Genomic DNA, 19,677 nt, shown 5'->3' with positions numbered 1-19,677 from the left:
TTCGCGTCACCTCTCCGGTGCATCGCACGACTGTCTCCGGCGTCAGCAGGACAGATCCCCGATATGAGAAAAGCCTCGTCTTCAAGGGGCAGGGCTGATGCGTTTGGCCGTAAGGCAAAGGCTACGGTAACTCAGGTGGTCAACGTCACCAGCTTGGGCGGGGTGTTGTTGTTTTCAATCACCAACCGCCGGTTCGCTCAATGGTAAGGTCGGGTGGTTTGCCGTCAGTCCGCTATCGTTCGATCAGATGCGCATGCGGTCGATCAAGACCCTGAGACCTCCGGAGACATGCCGTCGGCTTGGATAGTAGAGGAACAGGTCTCCCTTCACGGGGCACCATTCCTCCAGGCATAGGACCAGTGTCCCGGCGTCGAGGTGCGGCCTGGCGCGATCCTCCCAGACGTAGGCGAGGCCGCCTCCCTTGGCGGCCACCTCGATCATCAGTTGCTGGTCGTCGAGGGTGATAGGACCATCGACCTCGACCTCGATGGCCTCGCCGTCGCGCTCGAACCGCCAGTTGAACATCTTGCCACTGGGGAAGCGGTATCGGATGCCGGTATGCCGTGCGAGTTCCCGTGGATGCTCTGGACGAGAGTTTTTGCTCAGGTAATCCGGCGAAGCCACCACGACGAGACGCTGCACCGGGCCAATCCGGATGGCAACCATGTCGCGGGATAGCACTTCGCCGAACCGGATGCCGGCGTCAAAACCTTCCTCGACGATGTCGACCAAGCGGTCTGTGGACACGACGTCGAGGTGCAGACCCGGATTTCCCTCGGTCAGCGGAACCAGGACGTCGCGCAGCAGGAAGGGGGCAATCGAGGTGGGCAGGTTGATCCTGACCATGCCGAACGGCGTCTCCCGGAAGGTGTTCAGGCTCTCCTGAGCCCTCGCGATCTGGTCGAAGGCGGGTGCGAGTTCGGCGAGAAAGCGTTCGCCTGCGTCGGTCAAAGCAACGGATCGGGTCGTGCGCTGTAGCAACCGAACGCCTATGCGTTCCTCGAGGCTGCGGATTGCATGGCTGACAGCGGAGGAAGCGACGCCGCGCTCGGTTGCGGCTTTCCGGAAGCTGCGATGCTTCGCGACTGCCAGGAAGGTCGACATCTCACCGAGCTCGCTCGCGCGCATTGTTCACTTTCATTCATCACCGCGCGCAGAAACTAGCAGGTTATCGCAGCAGTCGCGCGTCCTTAGGTTCGAGACACCAGCCCATCCGCGATCCGCGGGAATGGCGCCCACGACAGGAAACGACCCATGACGCGCATCGTACGCTTCCATGAAATCGGGGGCCCCGAAGTCCTCAAGGTCGAGGACGTGGCGGTACCGGCGCCGAAGGCCGGCGAGGTCCAGATCCGGGTCAAGGCGATGGGTTTGAACCGCGCGGAGGTGATGTTCCGGACCGGCCAGTACGTCACCGAGCCGACCTTCCCGGCCATCCTCGGGTACGAGGCCGCCGGCACCGTTGAAGCTCTCGGACCGGACGTCGATGACCTCGCGCTGGGCGATGCCGTCAGCGTAATTCCCTGCTTCATGCTGGGGCAGTACGGCCTGCACGGCGAACTCGTGAACGCACCGGCCACCGGTGTAGTGAAGCACCCGGAGACGCTGTCCTGGGAGGAGGCGGCCGCCGCCTGGATGATGTTCACGACCGCCTATGGCGCGCTGATCGACATCGCGGACGTGAAGGCCGGCGAGACGGTGCTGATCCGCGCTGCGTCCAGCAGCGTCGGGCTCGCCGCCATTCAGATCACAAAGGCGCTTGGCGCCATCCCCGTTGCGTTGACCCGGCGCAGCAACAAGCGCGACGAACTCCTGGCCCATGGTGCCGCCCATGTCATCGCCACGGAGGAGCAGGACCTCGTCGCCGAGGTGAGGCGGATCACGGACGGCAAGGGCGCTCGCGTCGCCTTCGACCCGGCCGGCGGACCGGAGGTCGGCAAGATCCTTGAGGCGTTGAGCTCCCTCGGGATCTTCTTTCAGTACGGCGCGCTCGACACCACGCCCATCACGATCCCGGTCCTGTCGCTGCTCGGCAAGAACCTCACCGTGCGCGGCTACCAACTCTTCGAGATCACCCAGGACCCGGAGCGTCTTCGGAAGGCCAAAGTGTATATCGTCGAGGGCCTCGCGTCAGGGGTACTCAAGCCAGTCATCGCGAAAACCTTCAAACTCGATGGCATCGCCGAGGCGCATCGGTTCATGGAAAGCAACGAGCAGATCGGAAAGATCGTCGTTACGGTCTAGAGCGCTCTCCGCCGAAGTGGATGCCGGTTCGGCGAAAAAGAGCGCGGCAAACAGAGGCTTAGAGATGTGTCCCGACCCAACGTGGTCGGGCGCAGCTCTAGCCGCGGCGCGAGGGCTCGGTAGGGCCGCCTATGGGGGACGCGTCCGCTTGCGGACGTCCAGGATGATTGCGACGACTGGGCTAACCATCCAGCAGCCCAATTCGGCCCGGGCTCGTTCTGCCAGCTTATTCATCTGCCGATTACTCAAGGAGGCCAGCCTCGTGATCGAGCTATGACGGAGGCGCTACAACAGCATCCGTCCCCGCTCGTCGGTCGGCTGCCACCCGCCAGCGCCAGAGGTCGTCATCTGGTCAGCAGAGCCAAGCAGCTCAGCGCCGTTCGCTCGCTCCGCCATCGTCACACGGCCGCTGATGCGCTAACTTTGTACTTGGGCCGCCAGATGGGGCAGGCCGTGGCGCAATGGTGCCGATTACGGGGGATACTCCCATGTTCAAGTTGGGCGGCGCATCCTAGCACCGTCGAAAATGGCCAGTACTTCACTACCGAGCGGACCGACTTCTAAGTCGCGCTGTCTTGGTGGCAGCGCATTACGATGTCTGGGAAGGCTGGCGTCGCCTACGTCCCGCCGGCCTACGCAAACGGGGCCTGCGCCGACGATCGCATCGTGTGCGAAATGGTTCCTCGCCGCTTCGTTTCCTATACAGGCCAACGACTGCAACGTTCAGGCATCATTGAACAATGGCGAGGGATATTCGGCCGCGGGGATGCCGATATGATGGCGTGCAGCAACGCAGATTGCCGCGATTTGCCAAAGGAATAGCGCAAAGCAGATAATCTTTGCGCTTTCGTCAAAATGTTCAAATTCAGCCAGCAGGCAAAATTTGATAAGTCCAAAGCAAATCGGCAATACCGTTTTGCTTGGGACTGAGTCCTCTTCAGCCATTCACCAACGGTAGCGCAGCGTCGCCAGGACGGTTTGACGATTGCCGTAGAAGCAGCCGGTCGCGGCGATGCAGGTCGATACGTAGGTCTTATCGAACAGGTTCGTCGCATTGACGGCGAGATCCACGCCTTTCAGCGCTGGATAGCGGTAGCCGAAATCATACCGAATGGCCGCATCGACCAGGGTGACGACCGGGATATGATAGAAGTTGGCGTTGTCCCCCACCGAGGCGCCGATGTAGCGCACGCCTGCCCCGAGACCGAGCCCGGCCCAATCGCCCGTTCGGAAGGTGTAGTCGAGCCAAGCCGATGCCTGGTGCTGGGGCACGAAGGGGAGTTCGTTCCCGATGATGCTTGCCCCGGCCGCGTTCGCATTCGCCTTGGTGATCTCGCTGTTCATGGCGGCGTAGGAGGCGATCAGGTCGAGACTCTCGGTCAGGCTTGCCTTGACCTCCAGTTCCACGCCGCGGACACGGGCCTCGCCGGTCTGTGCATTGAACCGGAAATCCGTCGGGTCCGGTGTCAGAACGTTCTTCTGCGTCAGATCGAATACCGTTCCCGTCATCAGGAGGTTCGTACCGGGCGGCTGAAACTTGATGCCGCCTTCGATCTGCTCACCCTCCGTCGGTGCGAAGGGCTGACCGGCGCGGTCCGTCCCGGCCGTGGGCTGGAACGAAGTGGCGTAGCTGATGTAAGGGGCCAATCCGCCGTCCAGCAGATAGCTCAGCCCGACGCGGCCCGTGAAAGCAGCGTCATCCTGTTTCACTCGCGTGAGTGCGCCGGTCGCGGCATTCGTCGTGCGGGTCACCGCGTCGGCCCAGTCCTGACGCCCGCTGACGGTCAGGCGGAAGCCGCCGAAGCGGATCTCGTCCTGCGCGTAGAGTCCGGTCTGGTTTCGTCCCTGGGTGATCCGCGTACCGAGCGGGGGACGTGTGACCGTGCCTGCATAGACCGGGGCGAACACGTCGACGGATGGCACGATCCGTAGCTGGGACTCATCGTACCGGGCGTCCTCGCGCAGGTAGTCCGCGCCGAGGAGAAGCGTATGCGCGAAGGGGCCGGTGGAGAAGCGGGCTTCGGCCTGGTTGTCGATGTTGAACAGGTCCGACCGCTCCGGGAAGGCCCAGGCGTAGCGGGAGAGCGTGCTGTTATCGGCGCCGAGGCCGATTGCCTGCACACGCTGGGTATTGGCGTCGACATGCGAGTAACGCAGGTTCTGCCGGACGGTCCAGACGTCGTTGAAGCGATGTTCGAACGCGTATCCGATGAAGCCTTGCTGCAGTTTGAACCGGTCGTAATTCGGCTCTCCGATGAAGCGTTTCGTAGGGATGCGGCCCTTCGGGTTCGCGTAGAGTGTGCCCAGGGCGGGCAGGCCCTGAGGCGCTCCCCCGCCGGGCGAATCGATGTTGAGATATTGTGACAGGATCGTCAGGGACGTATCGGCATCCGGCCGCAGGGTGAGGCTCGGCGCGATGAAGACGCGGTCTTCCTCGAGATAGTCGAGTTGCGTTCCCGTGGTGCGGGCCAGACCGGTCAGCCGATAGAGGATCTTGCCCTCAGGATCGATGGGCCCGGACAGGTCGAAGGCGGCTTGCGCACGCCCGAAACTGCCGGTCTGGAGTTGGATTTCGCGCAGAGGTGTCGCCGTCGGGCGTTTGCTCACGAGGTTGAGCAGGCCCCCTGGGGAATTCTGACCATACAGTCCCGACGATGGCCCCTTCAGCAACTCGACACGCTCGAGACCATAGGATTCGACACGCGGTTGCGAGTAGCCCCGGGCTCCGAAGGGCAACCGCAATCCATCGAGGTAGCGGCCCGGCACGAAGCCGCGGACGTAGAGCCAATCATAGCGCACATCCGTGCCGTACTGGTTCATCACGCCGGGCGTGTAGAGCAGGGCCTGACTGACGCTCTGGGCCTGACGGTCCTCGATCTCCTTCCGCCCAACCACGTTGATGGCCTGAGGGGTCTCCAGGATCGGCGTTCCGGTTTTGGTCGCGGTTGCGCTGCGGCGGGCGACATAGCCGTGGACGGGACCGATGGCGTTCTCGCCCGACACCTCCAGCATGTCGAGGGCAACGGCCCCGGCCTGATCCGGGGCGACGATACCGGCCTGTGCCACCACGCGCAGGAGGGTGGCGGATCGCTCGGCGGTGAACTGGGGCGTCAGTCCCGTGCCGGCCAGGAGCCGGCGCAACCCTTCGGCACGGTCGTAGCGTCCAACGACCGCGACCGAGCGCAGATATTGGGTGGCGCTGCTGTCATAGATCAACTGAACGCCACTGGCCGCGCCATAGGCCGCGAGCGCTTCGTCGAGGGGCATGGCGGGAAGGGCGAAGTCGATCGCCGCGTCCTGGGCCGGCATGAGTGCCGATGACTGAACGAGATGTAATCGACCCATCGTTGCAGCCGGGCCGGCATGCTCGATCGCCGCCGAAGTCGGAGCCGGCATGGCGGCGACCAATGTCGCGAGACCGCTCAATCCAATGGCCATCCGGTACTGGTCCCGTCCCCGGTCTTGTCTGCTACGCCGCACCGTCATCAGCCCCATCGTCTCAAGGCGGCTTGCCACCGCTGTGCGACGGGTCGTGATCGCCCGCCTGATTCCTGAGACGCTGCGGAGCCCGTCACCCCGCAAGAAAAGTCCGTGACGGGTCAGCGCAGGATGACGAGCCGGTCGCCGAGCCTGAATTCGGAGAGAGCGAGGGCGGTGCGGATGTTCGTGAGTGCCTCCTCCGGACGCGACAGGTGGAAGATGCCCGTCACCCGCCGGATTGAAGCCGCCGAACTGCCCAACACGATCCGACCGGGGCGATAGCGGTTGAGATCATTGACGACCTGAGACAACGGCGTGTCGCGGAAGACGAGAAGGCCGCGTCGCCACGCCGCTGTCGTCGCCGTGTCGATGGAATGAATGTCCCGCGCCCCACGCTTCGTGCCGACCCCCTGGCCGGCGGCCAGCACCGTCGGCGGCGCGCCCGGTTCCGCCACCACTTCGACAGAGCCCGAGAGGCAGGAGAGTTCGGCGTCCGTCCCGCCGGTCCAGCCGGTGAGCCCCTCGGCCGGACGGCAGCGAACGACGAACTCCGTCGCCATTCCGGGACGCGTGGCCACATGCGCCGGACCGACCGTCAGGGAGATCGGACGCGCATTGGCGGGGACCGTGACGGCGACGGCCCCCGCATGCAGGACGAAAGTGCCGGGTTCAGCCGTCCCGGAATCGAGGGCGGTTTCGGCATCAAGCTCGATCCGGACCCCTCCTGGCAGATCGATCGTCCGCACCTCTCCGGTGCCGGTTCGGAAATCCGCGCTCAGTTCGGGCCAGTTCGCCAGGAGGGCAGCCCCACTCGCGGCGATGGAGGCCGAGGCGATGCCCAGCCCCGCACCCCGGAGTATCCGGCGACGGGCGATGTCACGTGGTGCCTCGCGGACAAGGGCAGGGGCGACCTGCTTCGGGAGCGCGATACCGGCTTGGCGCCACAGCTTTGAGGCCGCGATGAAAGCGGCATCGTGCTCGGGCCGCGTGCGCCAGGCGGTAAGGGCCTCCGCATCGGCATGCGTTGCCGTCCCGGACGTCAACCGCACGATCCAGGCACGAGCCTCCCGTTCGACGGCCGCCGCGTCGCCGGATCCGAGTTCCCGGTCGTGATCCCCGGCCATCATAGCCTTCGTGCCTTCTCCTCGTGGACACGCCGCAAGAGCATTCCCAGACTGTGGCGTGCAAGGGCTACTCTCCCGGAGCGACGGCTTAGACAGCCTATCCGACCGGATGCTCGGAGCCTTCGCCGGTTATTGGCATGACTCTGCAACACAGGCCCTCGGTTGCGGGCCGTTACGATGGAAGACGCCTCCGCCCGTGCCGCCCCGCAATCAGCGTCCATGGTGACCGATCCGTAGGCGCTCGGCGCAATGGTCCAGTGCCATCCGAACCTCCGATTCGACCGTGCGGAGCGAAACACCGAGATGCGTGGCTATGGCCGCATGGCTCATGCCCTCGATCCGGCTGAGACGGAACGCGGTCGCCCGGCGAGGCGGCAACTCGGACAGCGCCTGTGTCAGACGGCGGAGATCGGCACGTGCCTTGGCATCCCGGTCCGGTCCCGGTGCGTCATCCGGCACCGAAAGATGGGCGGCAATGTCCTCCGCGCTGAGCAGGCGTGCCCGACGTGCCTCGGCTCGCCGATGATCGATCGCCAAGTTCGCCGCGACCTTGAATAGGAATGCGCGTTCGTTCTGCAGCGGGGGATCGTCCAGGGCGACATGGGCCACCCGAAGAAACGTCTCGTGCGCGAGATCGGAGGCTTCGTGAACACCCACCTTCCGACCGAGAAACCGCAAAAGTGCCTCGCGATGGGTGCGATAAAGTATGCCTAGTCGGGACTCCTGTTCGGACTGCGTTCGGGAAACGCGGAGCATTTCGAGTGCCGAGTTAAAGCATCCTGGAACAGATGCGCGTAAAGGATCGGATTGCAAAATTCCGATACACACACAAGAGGCAATTCACGCAGAGCAGTGATGTGATCAATATTAGAATTGATACAATGAAATAATCGATCCGAAGCCATACAGGGAGCGTACGCAGCTACGACATCGATGCGCTCCTCGATCGTCTCACCGAGGAGGCTCATTGTACGGAGCGCAAATGGATTTGTGGCGATTACTCCGTGTGTCCCCGAGTGATGTCATACAGTGACGCATCGCCTTACCTCCTGCGCCCACTTCTCGGAGGCAGATCCCCGTCCAGCCCAACTCCATTGCCCGTTCGTCGTGCGTCGAAACAGGCTGCGGTGAGGCGTCCTTTCAACCGGATGCCTCACACTGCTTCGATGCCGCATTGCCCCTGCCGACATTGCAGGAACGATCGAAATCACTGGTCGAAACCAACGCGATCATGTCCGCGCTACAGCGGCCGAATCTCTTCGCGGCACGCTCAAACTTCCCGACACTCGAACATCAGCGCAGCCGACTCGAATTCAGTGAGGTGCGCCGTGCAAGACCGAAGGCGTCGATGAAAGCGTCGAGATAAGACCCATCCCATGTCACATCCGGCCTTGGCGCGTCGTCACCCACACTGACCAATTACGTGGGGAGAATGCGATGATCAAAGCTATTCGGCTGCTGGCTGGCCTTCTTGGCGCAGGATTGATCGGCAACGGCCTCTCCATGCTCGCCGCACCCGAGGTTTGGTATTTCGCCGTGCCGGGCGTGACTTCGACAGGCCCGTTCAATCAGCACTTCCTGCGAGATATCGGCCTGATCTTCGTGCTGATCGGGTCGGGATTTGTGTACGGTGTCGTGAGACCCGGCTCGCGTGTCCTGCTCTGGACCATGGGTGCGACTTGGCTCTCGGGCCATGCGCTGTTCCATGTCTGGGAGGTGGCCGTCGGCATTTGCGGACCGGAGGTTCTGCCTCGCGACTTCCCCGCGGTGACACTTCCTGCGCTTATTGCGGTCGCCCTCAGCATCTGGTCGTTCCGCCATGCCGACCATTGACGATCCGACCCTCGTCTTCGAGCAGGAGCGGGTGCGGCTCGTCCGGCTCGCCTACCGCATGCTCGGGTCCATCGGCGAGGCCGAGGATGTCGTACAGGACGCCTGGCTCCGCTGGCGGCGCGTCGACCATGCCGAGGTCGGCTCGGCCGGTGCCTTCCTGTCACGCACGGTCACGCGGCTCTGCCTGGACGTCATGAAATCCGCGCGGGTACGGCGCGAGACCTATTTCGGGACTTGGTTGCCCGAGCCCGTCGCCATGGCCCCGGACGAAGACCCGGGCGACGACCTGACACTCACGCTGATGTTGGCCCTGGAGCGGCTCTCGCCGCTGGAGCGGGCCGCGTTTCTCCTGCACGATGTCTTCGCGGTTCCGCTCGCGGACGTCGCGGTCACGCTCCGGCGTGAGCCGCCGGCGGTTCGTCAACTCGCCGCGAGGGCCAGGAAGCACGTACAGTCCGCCCGCCCGCGCTTTCCGGTCGAGAGGGAGGAGGGTACGCGGATCGCGAAAGCTTTCTTCGAGGCATCGGCGACAGGCGACGTCGCGGCCCTGCGCAGCATGCTCGCCGATGCCGTCGTCGTGCACTCGGACGGCGGCGGGAAGGTGCACGCATTCCCGCGGCCCATCGTCGGCATCGACAAGGTCACGCGCATGTTCGAGGGCGCCGCGCGAAAATCGTGGATCCAGCATGCCCAAAAGCTGCAGGACCTCTGGATCGATGGCCTGCCGGGCTATGTCAGCCTGGAGCCGGGCGGAATGCTCCAGACCGTCGCCCTGGATATTCAGGCCGGACTGATCGTCGGCATCTACTTCACCCGCAATCCGGACAAGCTCCAGCGGATGGCCATGCGGTTCGGAGGAATGCCGGGTGCGCCGGTGTCTCACTGAGACTCAACGGCGGGCAATTGCCAGTTCCTTGCGGCAGACGATCGAGAACGCGCAGAGCGGATCGAGGTCCCTGGCATGGCGGATGTCCGAGAAGGCGGCGAGATCCTTGTTGGGAGCGAAATAGGTCTCGCCGATGCGCTGCATGACACGCTCGGCCTCTTCGAGTGTCTCTGGCTCTCCGAAGAGCCGGATCTTGTTCACGATGGCATAGAGGTTGACCAGCTTGGCCGGGTCGTCGAGGTCATGCTCGAAGGCGTCGCCGAACAGGGTCGAGGCCTCGCGGATGAACTCGCCGTAGAGTGCCTCCCGTCGCGCGCGGTCCTGCACCAGGAGCGTCGCGCGCTCCTGGCTGTGCTGCGTCAACCATGTGGTCGCGAAGGAGGCCATCGCGCCGATGGCCGACCCCGCAAGCGCGGACAGCGCCGAGATATAGGCCGCATCCACCGGCGGGGAGCCTCAGGCCACGCGCTTCGGCTGCGCCGCCAGCCAGTCGCCGTAGCGCCGCTGCGAAAGCCACGCGTCCCCGGTGGGCGTCAGCCAAGGCCCTCCAAGGACCACCCCGAAATACGGTGCGGTGTCGTCCGTGATGACGTCGCGTGTCTCGCCGATGCCGTCGAAGTGATGCTTCACCAATTCGGCCATCGGCAGCCGGTCAGGGCCGGCGATCTCGATCATGCCGTTCCGGGGTGGCGCCAGGGCAAACTCGGCGACCTTCGCGGCCACATCGGCCGATGCGATCGGCTGGATCGACGCGGAGGTGACGCGCGCAACGTCGTCGTCAATGGCGGCCTCCGCAATCGCCGCGACGAATTCGAAGAACTGCGTGGCACGGACAAGCGTCCACGGCACGCCCGCCGAGGCGATCAGTTCTTCCTGGGCGAGCTTGGCGCGGAAGTAGCCGCTGTCGAGCAAGAGTTCGGTCCCGACGACCGAGAGCGCGACATGGTGGGAGACGCCGGCATTCTTCTCGGCCTCCGCGAGGTTCCGTCCGGCACGAACGAAGAAGTCCATCGCCGCGTCGTCGGCGAAGGACGGTGAGTTGGCGACATCGACCACCACGCCGGCGCCCCGCAACGCATCCGCGAGGCCTTCGCCCGTGACGGCGTTGACACCCGTATTCGGCGAGGCCGCAAGGACCTGATGGCCGGCGGTTTTGAGAATGGTGACGACCTGCGAGCCGATCAGCCCCGTGCCGCCGATGACGACGATCTTCATGTGACGCTCCATCTTGTCTCCAGTCCCATCGGGACCGGTCGCCGTCATGACGAGGAATGCCCCTCGCGGTGTGACATCGGCGCGGACGATCGATGCGTCCGACTCGGGACCGGCGAGGGCTCGCCATGTGGGATGCTCGCGACGGGCGCGGCCTCGGAGAAAAGCCGTCCCGGTTCGGGCGTGCCGGGACGGCGTGATCCCATGGAAACCGCTCCTCGGGACGGATCCCGAGGAGCGGCGATTGCCGATGAATCATGCGTGCGCGAACCCCGGTTCGAACGGACGACCGGGTCGGCACTGACCCCATGCCTTCAGTAGTCCCAGAACACGGGAACCCACCGAAAGGCGTTGCCATCGACCGCGACTCGACCGACGGAAGGGAACGGCAGGTGCGTGGCGATCAATTGCTCGCCCGTCGCCGCCAGTTCCCGCAGAAGCCGGACACGAACGCGAGCCGCCTCCTCGGGATCGTGTTCGAAGCCATTGTGCCAGTCTGGGTGCTCGAACCCGACCGTGAACACGGCGTCGCCGGCGAATGTCAGCCGGTCGCCGCCGGATGCCAGGCGGACCACGCTGTGCCCGGGAGTGTGGCCACCGGTGCGATGGACGACCACCCCCGCCGCGACCTCGTGCTCTTCATCGAACAGCCGCAACTGGCTGCGGTACACCTGCGCGAACCGCTTGGCGGCCGCCCGAAGCGCGTCCGGGAACCCCTGTGGCATGTCGACATGAGTAAAGTCGGGCGCTTCCCAGAATTTGACCTCGGCGGCCGCCACATGGATCCGCAGGTCCGGGCGCAGCCGCTCCTTCACTCCCTCGACGAGGAGCCCGCCGACATGGTCCATGTGCATATGGGTCAGCACCACGTCGGTCACGGACGCCAGATCAATACCGGCGGCCTCCAATCGCCTGACCAGTTGCCCGGCCCGCGGCAGGTTGAGGTTCGGGTCCAGCCCCAATCCGGCGTCGATGAGAATGGTCTGGCCGCCACTGCGGACAACCACCACGTTCAGCGACCAGTCGAACGCGTCCGGCGGCAGGAACATGTCGTTCAGCCAAGTCGCCCTCTCGGCAGCCTCGACGTTGTGTCCCAACATCTTGGTCGGGAGCGGCAGCACTCCGTCGCTGACGACCAGCACGTCGATCTCACCGATCCGCACCGCGTAGCGCGAGGGCACCAACTCCTCAGCCCCCACAGGTGGAGCGCCAGCATATCCCGGATCGGTTCGTCCGGTATTGGTTGTCACTGCAGTCGTCATCGTCATCCCTTTCGTGGGACGCGCTTGCATCTGGCTCGTTAGGATCACGAAACGCGCGTCATGCCACAGGGACGAGACTGGGTCGGCAGATGTGACATGATCGATGAGGCCTCGAACTCATCGCTTCTGGATGAGCGCTTCTCCTCGATACTTCTCCTCTGAACGGACGGTCCCTCTTCCAACCAATAAGAAGCTTCGAAGCTGGTACCGAGCGTCGGGTTTCCACGTATGGGCGCGTCTCATTCCCCGCAGAGGAGTCGGCGGCTCGTCCGCACGCGAGGGCGACGAGAGGCTTCCGTGAGAAACTCGCTGCCCGGATCTTCTATCGCTGCGTGGATTCCACGAAAAACCGCTTCGAGATTTCGGTGCGCACATGTTCGCGGAACAGGCGTACGCGTGCCGGCAACTCCCGTCCCGCCAGGCTCACCGTCCTCGATGTCCCGCCGGTGGTGGCCTACGGTCCGCGAACCCGGACGAGCAGGCCCGCTTCGACGTCACGGGCGGCGATGAGGCTCGGGAGGTGCCCGGTGCCCGGTGCCCGCGCTGGCCAGGGTCAGTCGAAGCGTCGTCGCGACGTCGCTCGCCCGGATGGCGGGACGGATGCCGACCTGTTCCGTGCATTCCTTGCCGTCGTTGAGAAGGATGCCCATCACGCCGGGCCGCTCGCGCGCAACGACAACGTCGTGTTCCGCCAAAGCCGCCAAAGGCGGCGCCCTCGGCTTCGCGGCAGCGGCGCTCCGCACCGGCGATGCCGGCCGCGTCGGTGCCGCCGATGAGAAGCACACGGCACTCGACATTGATTTGTCGGTGTCCGCGGCGAGGGCAGCCTGCGGCTCTCTCGTCGAAGCGGCGCCGAACCTTCCGAACCGCCGGCCGTTGCTGATCGACTTCAGCCGCACGGACGGACACATGACCCTCACGAAACTCGCTCTCACGACTACGCTGGCTGTCCTGTTGACCGCGCCGGCTTTCGCCGAGCAGCTGGCTCCCACCGGCGGGGCTGGGAACACTGGCGTCATGACGCCATCCATGGAGCCGGGTCCGGTGCCGCGGGCAAGCGGTGCGAGGGGCCGTCCTGCCGATGCTATTCCGGGCAATCCGAGCCCGGCTTCCGTTCCTGGCAGCACGCCGGACGTGAATATCGGCGGCACGCTGACCAGCAGCCCGCCCGGCACCGGTGGGACTTCGGGCGGACCATCTCTTAGCGGGCAGTAGATTGAAGCTTGACCATGTGACGGTGCGACACCAGACCCAGGCATACGAGCCGGAACACGCCCGCTCGCAGCGCATTCTAAGCTCACTTCTCCCAATTCAACGCGTCCAGATGGGCCTGACAAATGTACAATCACATTGAACGTGATCGTCTTGCTACGCCTGCAACCTTGGAACCAGTGGTGCGCGGCTCTAACTCCTTGACCGACATTGGGCGTAGAGAGCCAACCACTAATAGCGGGACGATCCAGCCTACGTCGGCACCTCCGGCTCCATATGTCAGAGCTGTATCTCCGTCGGTTTTTGAGAGTTTCGGCTCGTTCTCCTGAGAAGGCTTTCCCGCAACCAGATCCGTGGCGTCGGCCATACCACCGCGTAGCCCATCCGTTTGCCTTCCATGCGCGGACGAGCGTGTGAATGCAGTATGGAGGACTAGCGATAACCGGCGATACGTCATTCGGCCTCCCTAGCAGGAGGCAGCTTGACCGCCATCCCGCGAGCAAGGCCGCCCATGCGGATTTGCTCGACGATGATAAAAAGAAGCGTATCCTCTTTCTCGTCCCGCACGGGGCAAAGGGAGGAAATAATGTCTGCAAACTGGAAATCAGTTAAAGACGACCTGGACTGGAGCCTGAACCAAGGACAGGATGTAAAAGGTCGCGCTGAGTTGAGGGAGGCCTTCAGCAAGGGCGATGCAAAAGAAATAGGGCACGTGATCGAAGCGTTTAAAATGGGCCAGCGCGACAGCCATAAGCTTGCAAATCTAGCGCGGTGTGCCCAGGAGGACGACAAGAGGCTGTACAATATAGGCCGGAAACTGATCGAGCTGAAGCCTTCATAAAAGGCCATCTGATAAAACGGATCATAACACGAAGAACAGCTTAGGGTCATTGAAGCCGCCTTCACACGCCGTCTGGAGAGGTAATGGCTTTGCCCATCCTCGCAATTTCTAGCTTCCCGCCTCGCCTTGTTCCCCAATCGCGGATGGCCGGCGCCGACCTGTTCGCGCGGAGCGAAGGCGGGTACACCCGTCAGCTTTATGGCCCAGCTCGCGATATCGGTCCCTTCGGGGGCGCGCGAGACGGCCTCGACCTCGTGAATCCGAGGCGGGGGCGGGGCCATCGACAGGGGTCACGATATGCGGTCCAGCCGAAGATTGTCCGAACGCTGGTTGACGCTCGGGCTTTGGCTCATCGCCTTTCTCTTCGGCTGGTTCCTGATCGGCCTCGGCGCCCTCGTCGTCGGTGACCTGCCCCAGGTCGAGCACCGCTATACCCTCGAACAGTTCCTCGACGGACCGGCCGATGGCGCGGCGGCCGAGTCCCTCAAGCGGATCCGTCGCGAGCAGGACGACATCCGGCGCCGGACGGAGCAGGAGCAGCTCGCCCTCGATGCCGCGCGTTCGGCCTCGGAGGCTGCGCGCGAGACCTTCGCCAATTGGCTGAAGACCCGCGACGCCACGCAGCGCGTCGACCAGGATCCGGACCTCATCGCGCGCACGCAGGCGCTCGATGCGCTGAAGGGGGCGGAACGGACCATCGAGGAGCGGCTGGAAGGGCTGGCGAAGGCGCGGCTCGCCCTTTCCGAGCAGGAAGAACCGCTGACGCAAGCGGAGAGCGACCTGCGCGCGGCGGCTCAGGTCAAGCTCGACGCCGTCGAGCGGGAGCAGGAGCTGCGCGTCTTCGGATATCGCCTCGCCTTGACCCTGCCGCTGCTGGGGCTGGCCGGGTGGCTGTTGCTGAAGCGGCGGCGGGGCCGCAACTGGCCCTTCGTCTGGGGCTTCGCCTTTGCGGCGACCTTCGCGTTCTTCGTCGAGCTCGTTCCGTATCTGCCGAGCTATGGCGGCTACGTGCAATACGGCGTCGGCGTCCTCGTGACCCTCGTCGCCGGCCGTGCGGCGATCGGTGCCCTGCAATCCTATAACGAGCGGCAGAAGCTGGCGGAAACGCGACCGACCGAGGAGCGCCGGGGCGAAATCGCCACGGATCAGGCGTTGGAGCGGCTCGCCAAGAAGTCCTGCCCGGGCTGCGAACGACCGATCGCCCTCGACGACCCGAACCTGAACTTCTGCCCTCATTGCGGCCTTGGCGCCTTCGAACGCTGCCCGACCTGCGATCACCGCAAGAGCACCTTCGAGCGCTTCTGCCGGGCCTGCGGAACGCCGTCCGCTCATGAGGTACGTCCTGTCGCCACCTGACGGCGACACCCCAAGGGGCGTTAGATAAGCGGCGGACCGTCGGACCGCGGCCGACGGCCGGGCCGGATGGGGGACGTGGCGCGTGCGGGCGGGGAACGGCCCGGTTCCGCTTGGGAACACTGAACGATTGCAACCCGCTAAGCGCCGCGCTTAAACAGTTTTTAATGCTGATCTGTCTGTCTGATGTCTCCCCGACGGTCAGGAACGCGGTCCCGGCGTGACGCCGAGAACGATCAGCGTGAGATGAGATGAAGAAGCTCAGCCTGAGCCTGATGTCGATGAAATCGCTCTATGCCGTGGTGGCCGGAGCATCAGCGCTCGTGGGCATCCTCGTCGTTTCGGGCAGTCTCGCGGTCTCCAACCTGAGCCGTGATGAGGCGCGCAAGCCGCTGGAGGCCGCCCAAGCCTCCCAGCGCTTCGCCGCCGCCCTCGATCGCGGGGTCTACGACGTCGTCCAAGATCTCAAGACGCTCGCCGTCACCCTGAAGCAGACGTCCCAGCGCCTCGATGCGGATGAGCTTCAGCCGGTGCTGAGCGCATGGCTCAGGTTGCGTCCCGATTATGCCGAGCTCAACCTGGTGGGCCCGAATGGCCGCGTGAAGGTCGCCGGCAACGATCTCGGTTTCGGCCGGGACGTATCCGGCCGGTCCTGGTTCCTGCGCGCCAGGGCCTCCCAGGCCATCGTCGCCGTGCCGTCTCCGGGGGCGAACGGGCGGACGGTGTTCGACATCGCGCTGCCGGTACCGGGCCCTGCGGCCGGCGGAGAGGGCATTCTCGTCGCCCGCCTGAACGAGGCGTGGATCGGCGAGATTCAGGACAGGGTGCTGGCCGCCTCTGCCACGGCGAGCGGCCCAGTGACGAACGGCGTCATGGGCCTGTCCATTCTCGCTCCCGATGCGCGGCCGAGTTCGGGCCTCATGGCCCAACAGGCTTCTGGTGCCCGGGAGGTCGTGGAACAGGCGACGCCGAGCGCAGGATTTCGTGATCTCGCCCCGTCGGGCTGGCTCGCTGTCGCACGCGTGACGAATGCCGGAGCGCCGCGGAGCATCGAGGCCTCCCTTCCCGATAACGGGAGCGTGGTGCTGTGGCTGGCCGTCTGTCTTCTGACGGCCTGCGGCGGCTGGATCGTCGGCGATCGCATCGTGCGGCGGCTCAAGCTGATCGGCGAGAGCGAGCAGGGCGTCTCGTCGCCCTCGCGCATCGCGGAATTGTCGGAACACGAAGAGCGCCTCGTGGCACGGGAGCGCAGCGGTGTCCGCGCACTCCAGGAGACGCGCTCGGCCCTCTCGCGCATCCGGGAGCGCTTCCGCACCTTCGAATCCATGTCGGGCTGGACCTATTGGGAGATCGACACCGAGGCCGGCAGTGTCACCTGGAGCGACCCCGCCACGCACGCGAACCATGCGGTTCCGGATCGCGCCGTCGCCCTCACCGACCTCAAGAGCGGAATCGCCCCGGACGATCGCGACCTGATGGATTTCACGATGCGGTCGGCGCTGGACCAGCCCGGCCCGCATGACGTCGTCCTGCGCACCACCGGAAGCCTGGCGGAGAATGGCCAGCGGCGCCTCTTCGTCCGTTTCATCCGCGCCGAGGACGAGACGCAGTCGGCCAAGCCCACGATCCTGCATGCGCTGAGCCGCGAATTCGTTGGCGAGACCGTCAAAGACCCGAATTTCGTCGGTGGCGCGGAGGCGGAGGGCAGCGCGTCTCCGGTCGAGCGGCGTCGCCGGGAGACCGATGGTCCCGTGGAATCCCGGACCGGTACCGTCCTGCGCAAGGTGGTGGATGGGGTGATCCACGACTTCAACAACGTGCTCACCGTGGTCATCGCCAATCTGGCGACCCTTCAACGGCGTCATGATCTTCCCTCGAACCAGGCACGCCTGATCGATGCCGCCCTGGCGGGCGCCCAACGCGGATCGAGCCTGACCCGGCGCCTCGTCAACTTCGTGCGCCGCGACGATTCCGGCCTGCAGGAAACCGACGTGGCCGTGACGCTGACCGCCTTCGTCCCGTTCCTGGGCGCCAACGTGCTGCACCAGACCTCGGTGGAGACCCGGATCCGTCCGGGCCTCGCCAAGGTCCTGTGCAGCGAGAAGGTTCTGGAGGCCGTCCTTCTCAACCTCGCCTTCCATGTCCGCGACATCGGCTCGGAAGGGTTCGCCATCGGTGCCGACGAGAAGGTGCTCTCCGACGACGAGGGGATCGCACTCGCCTCCGGCCGTTACGTGCGGATCGTCCTGGCCAGCGGCACGCCAGGTCGCCATGCCACGACCATACCCTCCAGCGACAGCGAGGCGACCAAGGCGGTGGCTGCTCTCCTCACCCAGGTCGGAGGTGGTTTCAGACTTCTGGCGGATGGCAGCAGTGCCACCGGCTTTCTCGCGGAAGTCTGGCTCCGCGCCGGGGATGCGCCCTCCGAAACCGAGGCGCAGGAAGCCGGCGCGCAGATGCCCGCCCTCCGGGTGCTCCTCGTCGACAGCGACAGCCTCGTGCGCCAGAGCTTCGCCGATGCGCTCACCGATCTCGGTCACGACGTCGTCCAGGCGGGCTCGGCCGAGCATGCCCTGGCCCTCGTCGACGAAGCGGCGACCTTCGATGTCATGATCGCCGATTGGGCCATGCCCGTAGTGAGCGGTCTCCAATTGGCCGTGACCATGACCAATCGCCATCCCCAGATCCGCGTCATTCTCGCGAGCCCGGGGGGGCAGTTGCCAGCGAGCGCCCGCGCGTTCCTGCATATCGAGAAGCCATTCCGCTATCCGGCCCTGGCGGCGGTCATGCGCGAGGCCGCCCGCAGGAACGCGGCGGTCGCGGCCTGAGAAGGCGCGGGACGCCTCGTCCCGCGAGCTCGGACCGACAATCGCGGCTTCGTGGCTGGACTGGCGTGGGACGCACGTCCCGCCGGCCGACGATCCTCGGACCGCGATCGATGATCGCGGCATCCGCCTCGGATGTCGCCGCGCCCCCGTCGCGGGATGAGCCGGCCTGTCACGGACGTATTGACTTGAGCGTTCTCGTCCCGTTGCGACACAAGATCGCGCGTCTCCGAGTGAGTTTCCAGCAAGCTTACGAAGAATGGTGGCTTCCCGGCCGTCGTTAGCTCTCAGTTAACGTTGACGGAACATAAAAGAAAACGCGTCGATGATAACGGTACCCGTTGAGGGATGCATCCGGGCGCGCCGGGACAACAGGGTCGTGCCCCCATGAAGTGCTTTGCAACTCTCGCTACTGTCCTCGTCCCCGCTTTGCTCGTCGGGATGTCGGCTCAGGCGGCGGATTGGTACACGGGCGCCGAGCCCGTGGCGCGGGACGACGCCTGGACGACGGCCGTGGATGCCTCGGCGGCCGTCACCTCGAACAGTTCGGCCTTCGGTTCGGTGACGGGGACCTTTGCCACGGAAGGCACTCTGCTTCAAAGCGGCCCGCGTATTCGCGTCGAGGCGGTCGCCGGAACCTACAGCTATCCCGGCCAGGGCGTCGCCCAGCGGGTCAACGGCTACCAGCAGGAAGGCGCGCTCAGCGCCGGCTACGAGTGGATCTGGCGCGACGCGGCCTTGGCCGGCTTCGTCGGCTTCAACGTGAGAAGCAACCAGCTCTCGATTCTCGACCCGGACAACCCCGTGATCGGAACCGGAGTCGGGGCCAAGCTCGCCGCGAATTTCTACGCTCGGCCCACCGAGAACACCATGGTCTCGGCCTATGGCTCCTACTCGACGCAGTTCAGCGCCTATTACACGCGCTTCCGCGCCGGCTACATGGTCGCCGACGGAATCTATATCGGGCCCGAGGCCATGGTCCTGGGCGACAATTTCTTCAGCCAGTACCGCATCGGCGCTCATGTCACCGGCTTCTCCATCGGCCCGATCAAGATGGCCGTTGGCGTCGGCTACGTGAAGGACCGGATCCAGGGCAGCGGCTACTATTCCAGTGTGGAGGCCCGGGCCGCGTTCTGAGGCCGTGCCTGCCGTGCTTCGTTTCGACGCGTCACACCATTCCGCGCTTTTTCGGCGTCGCAACCGCCCAATTGCATCCTAAACGACATATTAAGACCGAGATTTCTCGATTTTCAGCGTAGCAAGACAATCGCAACCGGTTGGCCGCAAAATGGCCGAGTCCGATGCCTGACGCTGCCGTGGATGTCGGATGCTGGAAGTTAAGCATTCTTCCTCACGACAGCTTCATGCACCCGCGCGATAATTGCTTGTGCCGACCGATTGCCCG

Annotated in this window: 17 protein-coding genes; 8 read left to right on the top strand and 9 right to left on the bottom strand. The window is 64.8% G+C overall.

Translation table 11 applies throughout. The features are described 5' to 3' along the window. Positions 1–243: 243 nt before the first annotated feature. Positions 244–1,128 carry a LysR family transcriptional regulator gene (locus tag ACYQOP_RS04325; RefSeq protein ID WP_461221313.1) on the bottom strand — a complete coding sequence of 295 codons (885 nt, stop codon included), beginning with the start codon at positions 1,126–1,128 and terminating at the stop codon, positions 244–246. A gap of 126 nt (positions 1,129–1,254) precedes the next feature. On the opposite strand from ACYQOP_RS04325, the gene ACYQOP_RS04320 reads away from it, so the two are divergent. Further along, positions 1,255–2,244, top strand: a complete 990-nt coding sequence (locus ACYQOP_RS04320; RefSeq protein WP_461221312.1) for a zinc-dependent alcohol dehydrogenase family protein — start codon at positions 1,255–1,257, stop codon at positions 2,242–2,244. A gap of 723 nt (positions 2,245–2,967) precedes the next feature. Here ACYQOP_RS04320 and ACYQOP_RS04315 read toward each other — a convergent pair. The 4 genes from ACYQOP_RS04315 to ACYQOP_RS04300 form a co-directional block, all read right to left on the bottom strand. Continuing rightward, on the bottom strand, positions 2,968–3,189 hold the full coding sequence (locus tag ACYQOP_RS04315; RefSeq protein ID WP_461221311.1) for a hypothetical protein: 222 nt from the start codon (positions 3,187–3,189) through the stop codon (positions 2,968–2,970). Beyond that, the gene (locus ACYQOP_RS04310) at positions 3,190–5,760 is read right to left on the bottom strand and encodes a TonB-dependent siderophore receptor (protein ID WP_461221310.1); all 2,571 of its coding nucleotides are present in this window, start codon (positions 5,758–5,760) and stop codon (positions 3,190–3,192) included. A gap of 83 nt (positions 5,761–5,843) precedes the next feature. Then, positions 5,844–6,848 carry a FecR family protein gene (locus ACYQOP_RS04305; protein ID WP_461221309.1) on the bottom strand — a complete coding sequence of 335 codons (1,005 nt, stop codon included), beginning with the start codon at positions 6,846–6,848 and terminating at the stop codon, positions 5,844–5,846. A gap of 210 nt (positions 6,849–7,058) precedes the next feature. Next, positions 7,059–7,604 (bottom strand): RNA polymerase sigma factor, encoded by a 546-nt coding sequence (locus ACYQOP_RS04300; protein ID WP_461221308.1) that lies wholly within the window; start codon positions 7,602–7,604, stop codon positions 7,059–7,061. Between the two features lie 681 nt (positions 7,605–8,285). On the opposite strand from ACYQOP_RS04300, the gene ACYQOP_RS04295 reads away from it, so the two are divergent. Further along, complete coding sequence (locus ACYQOP_RS04295; protein ID WP_461221307.1) at positions 8,286–8,681, top strand: hypothetical protein; 396 nt, start codon at positions 8,286–8,288, stop codon at positions 8,679–8,681. Further along, on the top strand, positions 8,668–9,567 hold the full coding sequence (locus tag ACYQOP_RS04290) for a sigma-70 family RNA polymerase sigma factor (protein WP_311275913.1): 900 nt from the start codon (positions 8,668–8,670) through the stop codon (positions 9,565–9,567). The genes ACYQOP_RS04295 and ACYQOP_RS04290 overlap by 14 nt, the downstream gene beginning before the upstream one ends. 3 nt (positions 9,568–9,570) lie before the next feature. On the opposite strand, the gene ACYQOP_RS04285 is transcribed toward ACYQOP_RS04290, so the two are convergent. The 4 genes from ACYQOP_RS04285 to ACYQOP_RS04270 form a co-directional block, all read right to left on the bottom strand. Next, the gene (locus ACYQOP_RS04285) at positions 9,571–10,011 is read right to left on the bottom strand and encodes a hypothetical protein (protein WP_420604613.1); all 441 of its coding nucleotides are present in this window, start codon (positions 10,009–10,011) and stop codon (positions 9,571–9,573) included. A gap of 12 nt (positions 10,012–10,023) precedes the next feature. Next, on the bottom strand, positions 10,024–10,782 hold the full coding sequence (locus ACYQOP_RS04280; protein WP_461221306.1) for an SDR family oxidoreductase: 759 nt from the start codon (positions 10,780–10,782) through the stop codon (positions 10,024–10,026). 311 nt (positions 10,783–11,093) lie between these two features. Further along, positions 11,094–12,041 carry an MBL fold metallo-hydrolase gene (locus ACYQOP_RS04275; RefSeq protein ID WP_461221305.1) on the bottom strand — a complete coding sequence of 316 codons (948 nt, stop codon included), beginning with the start codon at positions 12,039–12,041 and terminating at the stop codon, positions 11,094–11,096. Positions 12,042–12,535: 494 nt separating this feature from the next. Next, complete coding sequence (locus ACYQOP_RS04270) at positions 12,536–12,691, bottom strand: hypothetical protein (protein WP_461221304.1); 156 nt, start codon at positions 12,689–12,691, stop codon at positions 12,536–12,538. Here ACYQOP_RS04270 and ACYQOP_RS04265 point away from each other — a divergent pair. The 5 genes from ACYQOP_RS04265 (at position 12,684) to bcsS (ending at position 19,409) form a co-directional block, all read left to right on the top strand. After that, positions 12,684–13,256, top strand: a complete 573-nt coding sequence (locus ACYQOP_RS04265; RefSeq protein ID WP_461221303.1) for a hypothetical protein — start codon at positions 12,684–12,686, stop codon at positions 13,254–13,256. The two genes, ACYQOP_RS04270 and ACYQOP_RS04265, sit on opposite strands and share 8 nt — an antisense overlap. Before the next feature lie 583 nt (positions 13,257–13,839). Then, positions 13,840–14,094, top strand: coding sequence for a hypothetical protein (locus ACYQOP_RS04260; protein ID WP_461221302.1), 255 nt, complete (start codon positions 13,840–13,842; stop codon positions 14,092–14,094). A gap of 297 nt (positions 14,095–14,391) precedes the next feature. Further along, positions 14,392–15,450, top strand: a complete 1,059-nt coding sequence (locus ACYQOP_RS04255) for a zinc ribbon domain-containing protein (protein ID WP_056428028.1) — start codon at positions 14,392–14,394, stop codon at positions 15,448–15,450. A 248-nt stretch (positions 15,451–15,698) separates the two neighbouring features. Further along, positions 15,699–18,275 carry a cache domain-containing protein gene (locus ACYQOP_RS04250; RefSeq protein ID WP_461221299.1) on the top strand — a complete coding sequence of 859 codons (2,577 nt, stop codon included), beginning with the start codon at positions 15,699–15,701 and terminating at the stop codon, positions 18,273–18,275. Positions 18,276–18,659: 384 nt separating this feature from the next. Next, on the top strand, positions 18,660–19,409 hold the full coding sequence (gene bcsS, locus ACYQOP_RS04245; RefSeq protein ID WP_056428626.1) for a cellulose biosynthesis protein BcsS: 750 nt from the start codon (positions 18,660–18,662) through the stop codon (positions 19,407–19,409). The last annotated feature ends 268 nt before the right edge of the window (positions 19,410–19,677 follow it).

Source organism: Methylobacterium sp. CM6247, from assembly GCF_054817925.1.
Note: the sequence above shows the minus strand (reverse complement) of the source record. Positions and strands in the feature narration are given on the sequence as shown.

Excerpts from the sequence above, each read along its gene's own strand:
- ACYQOP_RS04325 (WP_461221313.1), bottom strand. The coding sequence starts at position 1,128 with ATGCGCGCGAGCGAGCTCGGTGAGATGTCGACCTTCCTGGCAGTCGCG.
- ACYQOP_RS04320 (WP_461221312.1), top strand. The coding sequence starts at position 1,255 with ATGACGCGCATCGTACGCTTCCATGAAATCGGGGGCCCCGAAGTCCTC.
- ACYQOP_RS04315 (WP_461221311.1), bottom strand. The coding sequence starts at position 3,189 with ATGGCTGAAGAGGACTCAGTCCCAAGCAAAACGGTATTGCCGATTTGC.
- ACYQOP_RS04305 (WP_461221309.1), bottom strand. The coding sequence starts at position 6,848 with ATGGCCGGGGATCACGACCGGGAACTCGGATCCGGCGACGCGGCGGCC.
- ACYQOP_RS04300 (WP_461221308.1), bottom strand. The coding sequence starts at position 7,604 with ATGCTCCGCGTTTCCCGAACGCAGTCCGAACAGGAGTCCCGACTAGGC.
- ACYQOP_RS04295 (WP_461221307.1), top strand. The coding sequence starts at position 8,286 with ATGATCAAAGCTATTCGGCTGCTGGCTGGCCTTCTTGGCGCAGGATTG.
- ACYQOP_RS04290 (WP_311275913.1), top strand. The coding sequence starts at position 8,668 with ATGCCGACCATTGACGATCCGACCCTCGTCTTCGAGCAGGAGCGGGTG.
- ACYQOP_RS04280 (WP_461221306.1), bottom strand. The coding sequence starts at position 10,782 with ATGAAGATCGTCGTCATCGGCGGCACGGGGCTGATCGGCTCGCAGGTC.
- ACYQOP_RS04275 (WP_461221305.1), bottom strand. The coding sequence starts at position 12,041 with ATGACGACTGCAGTGACAACCAATACCGGACGAACCGATCCGGGATAT.
- ACYQOP_RS04265 (WP_461221303.1), top strand. The coding sequence starts at position 12,684 with ATGCCCATCACGCCGGGCCGCTCGCGCGCAACGACAACGTCGTGTTCC.
- ACYQOP_RS04270 (WP_461221304.1), bottom strand. The coding sequence starts at position 12,691 with ATGGGCATCCTTCTCAACGACGGCAAGGAATGCACGGAACAGGTCGGC.
- ACYQOP_RS04260 (WP_461221302.1), top strand. The coding sequence starts at position 13,840 with ATGTCTGCAAACTGGAAATCAGTTAAAGACGACCTGGACTGGAGCCTG.
- ACYQOP_RS04255 (WP_056428028.1), top strand. The coding sequence starts at position 14,392 with ATGCGGTCCAGCCGAAGATTGTCCGAACGCTGGTTGACGCTCGGGCTT.
- ACYQOP_RS04250 (WP_461221299.1), top strand. The coding sequence starts at position 15,699 with ATGAAGAAGCTCAGCCTGAGCCTGATGTCGATGAAATCGCTCTATGCC.
- bcsS (WP_056428626.1), top strand. The coding sequence starts at position 18,660 with ATGAAGTGCTTTGCAACTCTCGCTACTGTCCTCGTCCCCGCTTTGCTC.